10 protein-coding genes, 1 tRNA gene and 1 pseudogene are annotated in these 10,407 nt (G+C 60.9%); 5 read left to right on the top strand and 7 right to left on the bottom strand.

Features of this window, described 5'->3' with window-relative positions:
- The 7 genes and pseudogenes from ACRESD_RS09960 to ACRESD_RS09930 all read right to left on the bottom strand — a co-directional run.
- Nucleotides 1–386: pseudogene (locus ACRESD_RS09960) on the bottom strand (amino acid ABC transporter substrate-binding protein); the annotation flags it as partial.
- Nucleotides 387–452: 66 nt separating this feature from the next.
- Nucleotides 453–1,223, bottom strand: a complete 771-nt coding sequence (hisF, locus tag ACRESD_RS09955) for an imidazole glycerol phosphate synthase subunit HisF (protein WP_003187786.1) — start codon at nt 1,221–1,223, stop codon at nt 453–455.
- 9 nt (nt 1,224–1,232) lie between these two features.
- On the bottom strand, nt 1,233–1,970 hold the full coding sequence (hisA, locus tag ACRESD_RS09950) for a 1-(5-phosphoribosyl)-5-[(5-phosphoribosylamino)methylideneamino]imidazole-4-carboxamide isomerase (RefSeq protein WP_003187784.1): 738 nt from the start codon (nt 1,968–1,970) through the stop codon (nt 1,233–1,235).
- Nucleotides 1,971–2,009: 39 nt separating this feature from the next.
- Nucleotides 2,010–2,267, bottom strand: a complete 258-nt coding sequence (locus ACRESD_RS09945; protein ID WP_431750758.1) for a DUF2164 domain-containing protein — start codon at nt 2,265–2,267, stop codon at nt 2,010–2,012.
- Nucleotides 2,268–2,906: an imidazole glycerol phosphate synthase subunit HisH gene (gene hisH / locus ACRESD_RS09940; protein WP_431750757.1), complete on the bottom strand. Its 639-nt coding sequence runs from the start codon at nt 2,904–2,906 to the stop codon at nt 2,268–2,270.
- Nucleotides 2,906–3,499 carry an imidazoleglycerol-phosphate dehydratase HisB gene (gene hisB / locus ACRESD_RS09935; protein WP_017849940.1) on the bottom strand — a complete coding sequence of 198 codons (594 nt, stop codon included), beginning with the start codon at nt 3,497–3,499 and terminating at the stop codon, nt 2,906–2,908. Before hisB ends, hisH begins: the two co-directional genes overlap by 1 nt.
- Before the next feature lie 262 nt (nt 3,500–3,761).
- Nucleotides 3,762–5,423: an OFA family MFS transporter gene (locus ACRESD_RS09930; RefSeq protein WP_431750756.1), complete on the bottom strand. Its 1,662-nt coding sequence runs from the start codon at nt 5,421–5,423 to the stop codon at nt 3,762–3,764.
- A 326-nt stretch (nt 5,424–5,749) separates the two neighbouring features.
- Here ACRESD_RS09930 and ACRESD_RS09925 point away from each other — a divergent pair, with 326 nt between their 5' ends.
- The 5 genes from ACRESD_RS09925 to ACRESD_RS09905 all read left to right on the top strand — a co-directional run bounded on the left by ACRESD_RS09925 (nt 5,750) and on the right by ACRESD_RS09905 (nt 10,324).
- Nucleotides 5,750–7,966 (top strand): AsmA family protein, encoded by a 2,217-nt coding sequence (locus tag ACRESD_RS09925; RefSeq protein ID WP_431750755.1) that lies wholly within the window; start codon nt 5,750–5,752, stop codon nt 7,964–7,966.
- Complete coding sequence (gene mutY, locus ACRESD_RS09920; RefSeq protein ID WP_431750754.1) at nt 7,963–9,030, top strand: A/G-specific adenine glycosylase; 1,068 nt, start codon at nt 7,963–7,965, stop codon at nt 9,028–9,030. Before ACRESD_RS09925 ends, mutY begins: the two co-directional genes overlap by 4 nt.
- Nucleotides 9,027–9,299: an oxidative damage protection protein gene (locus ACRESD_RS09915; RefSeq protein ID WP_053253876.1), complete on the top strand. Its 273-nt coding sequence runs from the start codon at nt 9,027–9,029 to the stop codon at nt 9,297–9,299. Before mutY ends, ACRESD_RS09915 begins: the two co-directional genes overlap by 4 nt.
- 103 nt (nt 9,300–9,402) lie before the next feature.
- Nucleotides 9,403–9,478 (top strand) — tRNA-Phe (locus ACRESD_RS09910).
- Nucleotides 9,479–9,652: 174 nt separating this feature from the next.
- Nucleotides 9,653–10,324: a hypothetical protein gene (locus ACRESD_RS09905; protein ID WP_431750753.1), complete on the top strand. Its 672-nt coding sequence runs from the start codon at nt 9,653–9,655 to the stop codon at nt 10,322–10,324.
- Nucleotides 10,325–10,407 lie beyond the last annotated feature (83 nt).

Below are 10,407 nucleotides of genomic sequence, written 5' to 3'. Positions count from 1 at the left end.
CTGTCAGCCTTAGCCAGCATCACCCAATCATCCGGGCCGATGGGGCCGACCCATTTGAACAGGGCTTCACGATCCGGCAGGCGTGCCATCACGAATACACCATAGCCAGGCTTCTCCAGGGCAAGCTTGTAGATTCGCTCCCAGGGGAAACGCAAGGTGAGGTTGTAGGAAATGCCGGCGCGCTTGAAGGTTTCGCGCACGATGTCCACGGCGATACCTTCGACGTTCTCGTCCTTGGCGAAGTTCTTGCCGTTTTTCGCCATGTTGTAGGGCGGGAAGTTTTCCGTCAGCAACACCAGGGAGGCGTCGGACGGTTCCTCGGCGTGAGCCGGAGTGGTCAACAGGAGGGAAGTACTGGCAAGGGCGAGCAGCAGGTGCTTGAACATGAAAGTTACCGGAATCCATGGCAAGCGCAGAGAGTGCCTCTGGCCTGCCATGGTGTCCAGCAGCGTTTAGCGAACGACGATACCGCGCGCCGCCATGTACGCCTTGGCCTCGGGAACGGTGTATTCGCCAAAATGGAAAATACTCGCCGCCAGCACCGCACTGGCGTGGCCTTCGAGCACGCCGTCGGCCAGGTGTTGCAGGTTGCCGACACCGCCGGAGGCGATTACCGGGATGCCCAGCGCATCGCTGATGGCACGGGTGACGCCCAAGTCGAAGCCGTTTTTCATGCCGTCCTGGTCCATGCTGGTCAGCAGGATTTCCCCGGCGCCCAGGCCTTCCATCTTCATCGCCCACTCCACCGCATCCAGGCCGGTCGGCTTGCGCCCGCCATGGGTGAAGATCTCCCAGCGCGGGGTTTCGCCCGGGCCGGAGACTTTCTTGGCATCGATGGCAACGACGATGCATTGCGAGCCGAAGTGCTGGGCGGCTTCGCCGACAAATTCCGGGTTGAACACGGCCGCGGTGTTGATCGAGACCTTGTCCGCGCCCGCATTGAGCAGGTTGCGGATGTCTTGCACAGTGCGCACGCCACCGCCCACGGTCAGCGGGATGAAGACCTGGCTGGCCATGCGCTCGACGGTATGCAGCGTGGTGTCGCGACCGTCGACACTGGCGGTGATGTCGAGAAAGGTAATCTCGTCGGCACCTTGCTCATCGTAGCGACGGGCGATTTCCACCGGGTCGCCGGCGTCACGGATGTTCTCGAACTTGACGCCCTTGACCACGCGACCGTTGTCGACGTCCAGGCAAGGGATGATGCGTTTGGCCAGCGCCATGGTCAGTCCTCAGCCGTTGTAGGCATCGCAGTAAGCCTGGGCTTCGGCGACGTCCAGGGTACCTTCGTAGATCGCACGGCCGGTGATGGCGCCGATGATGCCAGGGGCCTTGGCGTCCAGCAGCGACTTGATGTCACCCAGGTTGTGGATGCCGCCGGAGGCGATCACTGGGATTTTGGTCGCGGCGGCCAGCGCAGCGGTGAACGGAACGTTGCAGCCCTGCATCATGCCGTCTTTGGCGATGTCGGTATAAACGATGGCGGACACGCCGTCGGCTTCGAACTGCTTGGCCAGATCGATCACCTGCACGGTGCTGATCTCAGCCCAGCCGTCGGTGGCGACGAAACCATCTTTAGCGTCCAGGCCCACGATCACTTTGCCAGGAAACGCGCGGCAGGCTTCGGCGACGAACGCCGGGTCTTTCACGGCTTTGGTGCCGATGATCACGTAGCTCACGCCGGCCTTGACGTAGTGCTCGATGGTTTCCAGGGAACGGATACCGCCGCCGATCTGGATCGGCAGGTTCGGGTAACGCTTGGCAATCGCGGTAACCACTTCGCCATTGACCGGCTGGCCTTCGAAAGCACCGTTCAGGTCCACCAGATGCAGGCGACGGCAACCCCCTTCCACCCATTTGGCGGCCATGCTCACCGGGTCATCGGAGAACACAGTGGAGTCTTCCATGCGGCCTTGGCGCAGGCGTACGCAGGCACCGTCCTTGAGATCGATAGCGGGGATAATCAGCATCTGGCAAACCTTATTCGATATTCAGCAATGCTTGGGAAGTCAGGGCTTCTCAAGCGACCACAGGTCGCTTTCGATGCTTTCGAACCTTTCTTTAAGGAGCGTCTGCGCGTCGAAAACCGCCCGGTTGTAATAGTGCGGCGCTACTTCGGTGGTAAACAACTCAAGAATCTCGGCGACCTCGAACGAGCCCAGCTTGAGCTCGAAACGGTCTTCCATGAAAGCCTTGATCTTGTGAGTGGCCTCACGCTCCTGCTCGGGCGTGAGGTTCAAGATCGGCGGCTTCGGTTTCTTGGCCATTTACCAGCGACCATCCCACGCGGCGAAGTTCTGCAGCAATTGCAGGCCATGGGTGTGGCTCTTCTCCGGATGGAACTGCACGGCAAAGCGCGAACCGTCGGCCAGCGCTGCGGCGAAGTCGACGCCGTAATGCCCGCCACCCACCACCTGGCGCGGGTTACCGGCGGCGATGTAGTAGCTGTGCACGAAATAGAAACGCGCCAGGTCCGGAATGTTGTGCCACAGCGGGTGATCCACCGTTTGACTGACTTCATTCCAGCCCATGTGCGGGACTTTCAGGTGGGCGCCGTCTTCGTGCAGGTCTTTGCCGAAGAACTTCACCTGGCCAGGAAACAGGCCGATGCAGTCGACGCCTTCATTCTCTTCACTGCGGTCGAGCAAGGCTTGCATGCCCACGCAGATGCCGAGGAACGGGCGGTCCTGACTGACTTCGCGCACCAGGCTGTCGAAGCCCAGGCGGCGGATCTCGGCCATGCAATCGCGGATCGCACCGACGCCGGGGAACACCACCCGGTCAGCTTCGCGAATCACGTTGGCATCGCTGGTGATCAGCACCTTGCCGGCACCTACGTGTTCGAGGGCCTTGGCCACCGAGTGCAGGTTACCCATGCCGTAATCGATAACCGCGACCGTCTGCATTACAAGACGCCCTTGGTCGAGGGCATTTGCCCAGCCATGCGCTCATCCAGCTCCACGGCCATGCGCAGGGCGCGGCCGAAAGCCTTGAACACGGTTTCGATCTGGTGGTGGGTGTTGGTGCCGCGCAGGTTGTCGATGTGCAGGCTGACCAGGGCGTGGTTGACGAAACCCTGGAAGAACTCCTGGAACAGGTCGACATCGAAACCGCCCACGGTGGCGCGGGTGTAGGGCACGTGCATCTGCAGGCCTGGGCGGCCGGAGAAGTCGATGACCACGCGCGACAGCGCTTCGTCCAGCGGGACATAGGCGTGGCCGTAGCGACGGATGCCTTTTTTATCGCCGATGGCCTTGGCAAACGCCTGGCCGAGGGTGATGCCCACGTCTTCCACCGTATGGTGGTCGTCGATGTGCAGGTCGCCCTTGCTGACGATATCCAGGTCGATCAGCCCATGACGGGCGATCTGGTCCAGCATGTGCTCAAGAAAAGGTACACCGATATCAAATCGGGCCTTTCCGGTGCCATCCAGGTTGATCGAGGCTTTGATCTGGGTTTCCAGAGTGTCGCGCTCGACGGACGCCTTACGTTCGGCCATCACCAGCTCCGCAAAATCATTGGGCGAAAAAGGCAGCCATTATAGGGGCGCGGGCGCTAAACAGAAACATCGAAGGGGATAAGACTGACGAGTTGAAGCGAGGAATGTCGGGGATAGACATGTGCATACATGTGAGAACCAGCTTTTGTGGGAGCTGGCTTGCCTGCGATGCGGACACCCCGGTTTTTCAGTTTCTCCGAGGTGATCCCATCGCGGGCAAGCCCGGCTCCCACAGGAACCGCGCCCACAAAGGTTTGCGGTGTTAGTGGAACAGCACCGCCGTCTTCTGCAGGGTCACCCACACACCCCACGCCAACGGAATACCCACCACCAACCAGGCGGCGATGGCCAATGGCACGGTGCCGGAAGCCGCTTTCCACTCCAGGGAAGTGGTGGCGTCCGCGCCCTTGTCATGGCCCAGCGCCTGTTCGGCGGCCAGTTCGGCGTCGCTCATGAAGTACTTGTCGGCCACCGGGCGTACCAGCATGTTGCAGATGAAGCCCAGCACCAACAGGCCCGCAAGGATGTACAAGGTGATGTCGTAGGCCGCAGCACGTTCAACGCCGATGCTCAGCTGATACTCACGCAGGTAGTTCACCAGTACCGGGCCCAACACGCCCGCCGCTGCCCACGCGGTCAGCAGGCGACCGTGGATCGCGCCGACCATCTGGGTGCCGAACAGGTCGGCCAGGTAGGCCGGAACCGTGGCAAAACCACCGCCGTACATCGACAGGATGATGCAGAACGCCGCCACGAACAGCGCCACGTTGCCCAGATGCCCCAGGTTCGGGATCAGCGCGTACAGGGCAAAGCCCAGGGCGAAAAACACAAAGTAGGTGTTTTTACGGCCCAGGTAGTCGGAGAACGACGCCCAGAAGAACCGGCCACCAATGTTGAACAGGCTCAGCAGACCAGTGAAGCCCGCGGCGATGGCCGCGATGGAGGCCAGTTGGCCCGCATCCAGTTGACCGAACGGCACGTCGACGCCCAGCAACTTGCCACCAAATACTTCCTGCAGCAGGGGCGAAGCCATGCCGAGGATGCCAATACCGGCGGACACGTTCAGGCACAGCACCAGCCACACCAGGCGGAATTGCGGGGTTTTCCAGGCCACGTTCACATGCACGTGACGGTGGGTGATCATCGCATTGCTGGCTTTTTTCGCCGGCGCGGTCCAGCCCTCAGGCTTCCAGCCGGTCGGCGGAACACGGTAGGACAAGGCGCCACCGATCATGAACACGAAGTAGATCGCAGCCATCACCAGGAAGCTTTGCCATACGCCCACGCTGGTCGGCGACGCGAAGTGGCCCATCAGCGCTGCGGCCAGGGGTGCACCCACCATCGCGCCACCGCCGAAGCCCATGATTGCCATGCCGGTCGCCATGCCACGCTTGTCCGGGAACCACTTGATCAGGGTCGACACGGGCGAGATATAGCCCAGGCCCAGGCCGATACCGCCAATGACCCCGGAGCCGATCCACATCAGCCAGATCTGGTGGGTGTAGATACCCAACGCCGAGATCAACAGCCCGCCGCACCAGCACAACGCCGATACAACGCCCGCCTTGCGTGGCCCGGCATGTTCCAGCCAGCCGCCCCAGATCGCCGCCGAGCACCCCAGGAAGATGAAGAACAGGGTGTAGATCCAGCCCAGCATGGAGATGGGCCAGTCGCATTGGGACGAGAAGACTTGGGCGATAAAGCTCATGTCCGGCGCGCAGGCGACGGGTGCGGTGATGCCCAGCGCCTTGGACAGCGGCAACCAGAACACGGAAAAGCCGTAGGCCATGCCGATGCACAAGTGGATGGCCAGGGCGGCCGGTGGAACCAGCCAGCGGTTGAACCCGGGCTTGGCGATGATGCGCTCCTTGGACAGGAACGCAGGCTGTGCGGCAATACTACCGGCCGCAGTGCTAGTGCTCATTGGTGTTTCCCCCAGTTATTAGTATGTGTCCGCCAGACGCTCTCTCCCTCGACCTTGCACGCAAAGCGTTGGCCGTTGTTGTTGAGTAAAGCTCCGTTTAAACGCGACGCTATGTCGCAGACGACAGACGAACCCGCGCAGATTAGCACCTGCTGATGACAGAAAAACCAAACTGACATCACCTTTTTCGCGATAGCTGTATTGTTTGGCGCCAAAATCCCGTTTCTGGCTGGCTAGATACAATGTAACGATCCGTGAACTGACGGGAGGCTGCGGGCGTTATACTCTTCGGCTAAATTTTGAATTCGACATACAAGGACTCGCCCATGAAAGCGTTCGGCAAAATCCTGGGTCTGGTACTTCTCGGGCTGTTGCTGATCATTGTGGCCCTGGGCTTTGCCCTGACCCACCTCTTCGATCCCAACGACTACAAAAACGAGATTCGCCAGATAGCCCGCGACAAGGCCCACATCGAGCTGACGCTCAATGGCGACATCGGCTGGAGCCTGTTCCCCTGGCTGGGCCTGGAGCTGCACGAAGCCAGCGTCGCCACCCTGACCAATCCGACCAAGCCATTCGCCGACCTGCAGATGCTCGGCCTGTCAGTACGCGTATTGCCGCTGTTGCGCCGCGAAGTGCAGATGAGCGACGTGCGTGTCGAAGGCCTCAACCTGCGCCTGAACCGCGACAAGCAAGGTCACGGTGACTGGGAAGACATCGGCAAGAACGTGCCAGTGGCGGGCGCCGAGGCTCCCGTTCCCGCACCTGTGGAAAAGCCTGTCGAGCCAGAACCCGAGAAGCCGTCAAAACCGATCCGCCTGGATATCGACAGCCTGACGATCAACAACGCCCGCGTCGAATACAACGATGAGCAGACCGGCAAGCAGTTCAGCGCCGAAAGCATCCAATTGAGCGCCGGCGCCGTACACGAAGGCGCCAGCATTCCGCTGAAACTCACCGCATTCCTGGGCACCAACCAACCCCTGATGCGCGTCAAGACCGAACTCAACGGCAACCTGCGCATCCAGAACGCCCTCAAGCGCTATCAGCTCGAAGACATGCGACTGAGCGGCGAAGCCACCGGCGAGCCATTGCAGGGCAAGACCGTGACCTACTCCACCCAGGGTCAAGTGTTAGTGGACCTTGCGGCCAATATCGCCGAGTGGACCAACCTGAAGCTGTCCGCCAACCAACTGCGAGCCTTGGGTGAGCTGAAGGTCAACGACCTGAACAAAACTCCGCAGCTCAGCGGCGCCCTCTCCATCGCCCAGTTTGACCTGGCCAAGTTTCTAGAAAGCGTCGGTCACCCGTTGCCGGCCATGACCGAAGGCAGCCTGAGCAAGGTCGAGCTGGTCAGCCGCCTCAAAGGCACGCCTACCAGCGTGGCTCTGGAAGATCTGAACCTCAAGCTCGATGGCAGCACCTTCACCGGCCGCGTCGCCGTGGATGACTTCGCCAAGCAGTCCCTGCGCGCTCAGCTCAAGGGCGACACCTTCAACGCCGACAACTACCTGCCGGCCAAATCCGAGTCCGCCAAAGGCGTAGCCTCTGCCCGCCAGGCCGAAGTGCAGAACAGTGAAGTGGGCGCCATGGCGGCCGGCGGCAATACACCGCTGCCGGAAGCCCCAACCAAAGGTGCGTGGAGCACCGACAAGCTGCTGCCGCTGACCCGCCTGCGCACCCTGGACGTGGACGCCGACCTGGCCTTCGGCCAACTGACCCTGAGCAAGCTGCCGATCCAGAATGCTGCGCTCAAAGCGTCCGGCCTCGACGGCCAGCTCAAGCTCGACAGCCTGAGCGGCGGCCTCTACAACGGCACATTCCAGGCCAACGGCACACTCGATGTACGCCAGGACATCCCGGTCGTGGCGCTGCAAACCCACATCAAGCAAGTGCCGGTTGAACGCATCCTGCAGGCCCAGGGGCAAAACCCGCCGGTCAAGGGCCAGATCACCCTCGACAGCAACCTGACAGGTCGCGGCAACAGCCAAAAAGCGCTGATCGACAGCCTCAACGGCACCGCCAGCTTCGTGATCAACAACGGCATGCTGCTCAACGCCAACCTTGAACAGCAACTGTGTACCGGCATCGCCCTGCTCAACCGCAAGACCTTGAGCAGCACACCACAAGGCAAGGACACGCCATTCCAGGAACTGCGCGGCAACCTGACCTTCCGTAACGGTGTGGCCAGCAACCCGGACCTGAAAGTGCGGATTCCGGGGCTGACCGTCAACGGTAACGGCGACGTCGACCTGCGCGTGCTGGGCATGGACTACCGTGTCGGCATCATCGTCGAAGGTGATAAGCGCGACGTGCCGGACCCGGCCTGCCAGGTCGGCGCCAACTTCCAGGGCATCGAAGTGCCGCTGCGCTGCCGGGGCCCGCTGGAGCTAGGCGCCAAGGCATGCCGGCTGGACAAGGATGGCTTGACCCAAGTCGCCCTCAAGGCAGCCGGCAACAAGCTTAGCGACAAGCTTGAAGAGAAGCTCGACAAGGTCAACCCGCAGTTGAAAGACGCCCTCAAAGGCCTGTTCAAGCGATGAAAAACGAGCAATTTTCAACGGCGGTGCTCGACTGGTACGACCGCCACGGTCGCCACGACCTGCCCTGGCAACAGGGCATCACGCCCTACCGGGTGTGGGTCTCGGAGATCATGTTGCAGCAGACCCAGGTCAGCACGGTGCTCAACTACTTCGACCGCTTCATGGCCTCGCTGCCAACGGTCGAAGCCCTGGCCGCCGCACCTGAAGACGAAGTGCTACACCTGTGGACGGGCCTGGGTTACTACACCCGCGCCCGCAACCTGCAGAAGACCGCCAAGATTGTCGTCGCCGAATACGGTGGCGAATTTCCCCGCGACGTCGAAAAACTCACTGAATTGCCCGGTATTGGCCTGTCCACTGCCGGTGCGATCGCCAGCCTGAGCATGGGCCTGCGCGCACCAATCCTCGACGGCAACGTCAAACGCGTGCTGGCGCGCTTTACCGCGCAAGAAGGCTACCCAGGCGAACCCAAGGTGGCCAAGCAGCTGTGGGCCACTGCAGAGCGCTTCACGCCTCATGACCGGGTCAACGCCTATACCCAGGCGATGATGGACATGGGCGCCACGCTCTGCACCCGCAGCAAACCCAGCTGCCTGCTGTGCCCGTTGGAAAAAGGCTGCGAGGCCCACATGCTCGGCCTGGAGACGCGTTACCCGATCCCCAAGCCGCGCAAGGCCATCCCGCAAAAACGCACGCTGATGCCGCTGCTGGCCAACGCCGAAGGCGCGATTCTGCTTTACCGCCGCCCGTCCACGGGCCTGTGGGGCGGATTGTGGAGTTTGCCGGAGCTGGATGACCTGGAAGACCTGGACCACCTCGCCAACCAGCACGCGCTGGCTCTGGGCAAGCAACAGGAACTGCCGGGACTGATCCACACCTTCAGCCACTTCCAACTGGCCATCGAACCCTGGCTGGTGCAGGTCGAGGAAACCGCCCATCACGTGGCCGAGGCTGACTGGCTCTGGTATAACCTCGCCACCCCGCCGCGCCTGGGCCTTGCCGCTCCGGTAAAAAAGCTGCTGAAGCGCGCGGCCGATGTATTGAACGCAGGAGAGTCGTCATGACCCGCACCATCATGTGCCGCAAGTACAAAGAAGAACTACCGGGCCTGGAACGCCCTCCATACCCAGGCGCCAAGGGCCAGGACATTTTCGACCACGTTTCCGCCAAAGCCTGGGGCGACTGGCTGAAACACCAGACCCTGCTGATCAACGAAAAACGCCTGAACATGATGAACGGCGAAGATCGTAAATACCTGGCAGGCGAGATGGACAAGTTCTTTTCCGGCGAAGATTACGCCAAGGCCGACGGCTACGTGCCGCCTGCTCAATAATTGATCAAAAACCGGGGTCTGCACGTAAGCGACGGTAATAATTAAATATTTTTTGAAAACTTGCTTGACGACCCCCTGAAAAACCCGTTTAATGCGCCCCGTTGCCCAGATAGCTCAGTCGGTAGAGCAGGGGATTGAAAATCCCCGTGTCGGCGGTTCGATTCCGTCTCTGGGCACCAAAATACCGAGAAACCCCAAGGAACAATGCGTTCCTTGGGGTTTTTTATTGCCTGCGATTTAATGGCTGCCGGGCCATTTCCGCCCAAGGCACTTTGACTGGACAATTGAGCGTTATTTTTCGCGCCGCTCAATCGTTCTGCTTTTACCCGATTCTCCGTTGTAAGGTTTATTTCATGCCCCGGTACTTGTTCTGCACGCTGTTACTGCTGAGCGCATTGCTCAGTGGATGCGCCACGCAATTGGACGTAATGATCAACGCAACACCTGACCCCGATTATCACTTTGATCGGCAGGCAACGGTGCTGGTGACCTCCACCGGCGGCAGTGATGAAAACGCCCTGAACTCCCGCTACTACTTGCGCGACATGGTCAACGCCCTGAAAGACCAAGGCTTCCGAGAAGTGTTCACCGACGCCACGCTGCCCAAGCAGCACGCACCGATCAAAATGACCGTCACCCTCGATATCGACAGCCGACAGGTGACTTACCGCTATACCGCTACCGAGTATGGCCAGGTGCCGACCAGCACCTCCACCCAGTGCAAGAAGAGCAAGAAGAAAGACGACCAGTTGACCTGCACCAGTACGCCGAACACCACCTATGGCCCCGTGGGCACTTCGGAGCGAACCGGCTACACCACCCTCACCACCTTCACGGCCACCGCCCGCGACGAAGTGAGCAAACGTGCGGTGTACCTGCTCCGGGCCTCGTCCTATAACGAGGATTGCCAGGCTGCCAAGGTCGAAGCCTTTCTGGTGGAGCAGGGTTTGCAGAACCTGAATTTCCAGGACCGTGTACGACGCGACTACACCGTCACGATGCCTGAGGGTTATCGCTGCAAGTGAGGTGCAGCCTTGTAGTGAGCGGGCTTGTCCCGCGCTGGGTGGCGAAGCCGACCCAAATCCAGGCGCCTCGGTCTTTCTGAAAC

This window comes from Pseudomonas sp., from assembly GCF_050739995.1.
Classification (GTDB): domain Bacteria; phylum Pseudomonadota; class Gammaproteobacteria; order Pseudomonadales; family Pseudomonadaceae; genus Aquipseudomonas.
This window is presented reverse-complemented; position numbering and strand designations above follow the sequence as displayed.

Excerpts from the sequence above, each read along its gene's own strand:
- hisF (WP_003187786.1), bottom strand. The coding sequence starts at position 1,223 with ATGGCGCTGGCCAAACGCATCATCCCTTGCCTGGACGTCGACAACGGT.
- hisA (WP_003187784.1), bottom strand. The coding sequence starts at position 1,970 with ATGCTGATTATCCCCGCTATCGATCTCAAGGACGGTGCCTGCGTACGC.
- ACRESD_RS09945 (WP_431750758.1), bottom strand. The coding sequence starts at position 2,267 with ATGGCCAAGAAACCGAAGCCGCCGATCTTGAACCTCACGCCCGAGCAG.
- hisH (WP_431750757.1), bottom strand. The coding sequence starts at position 2,906 with ATGCAGACGGTCGCGGTTATCGATTACGGCATGGGTAACCTGCACTCG.
- hisB (WP_017849940.1), bottom strand. The coding sequence starts at position 3,499 with ATGGCCGAACGTAAGGCGTCCGTCGAGCGCGACACTCTGGAAACCCAG.
- ACRESD_RS09930 (WP_431750756.1), bottom strand. The coding sequence starts at position 5,423 with ATGAGCACTAGCACTGCGGCCGGTAGTATTGCCGCACAGCCTGCGTTC.
- ACRESD_RS09925 (WP_431750755.1), top strand. The coding sequence starts at position 5,750 with ATGAAAGCGTTCGGCAAAATCCTGGGTCTGGTACTTCTCGGGCTGTTG.
- mutY (WP_431750754.1), top strand. The coding sequence starts at position 7,963 with ATGAAAAACGAGCAATTTTCAACGGCGGTGCTCGACTGGTACGACCGC.
- ACRESD_RS09915 (WP_053253876.1), top strand. The coding sequence starts at position 9,027 with ATGACCCGCACCATCATGTGCCGCAAGTACAAAGAAGAACTACCGGGC.
- ACRESD_RS09905 (WP_431750753.1), top strand. The coding sequence starts at position 9,653 with ATGCCCCGGTACTTGTTCTGCACGCTGTTACTGCTGAGCGCATTGCTC.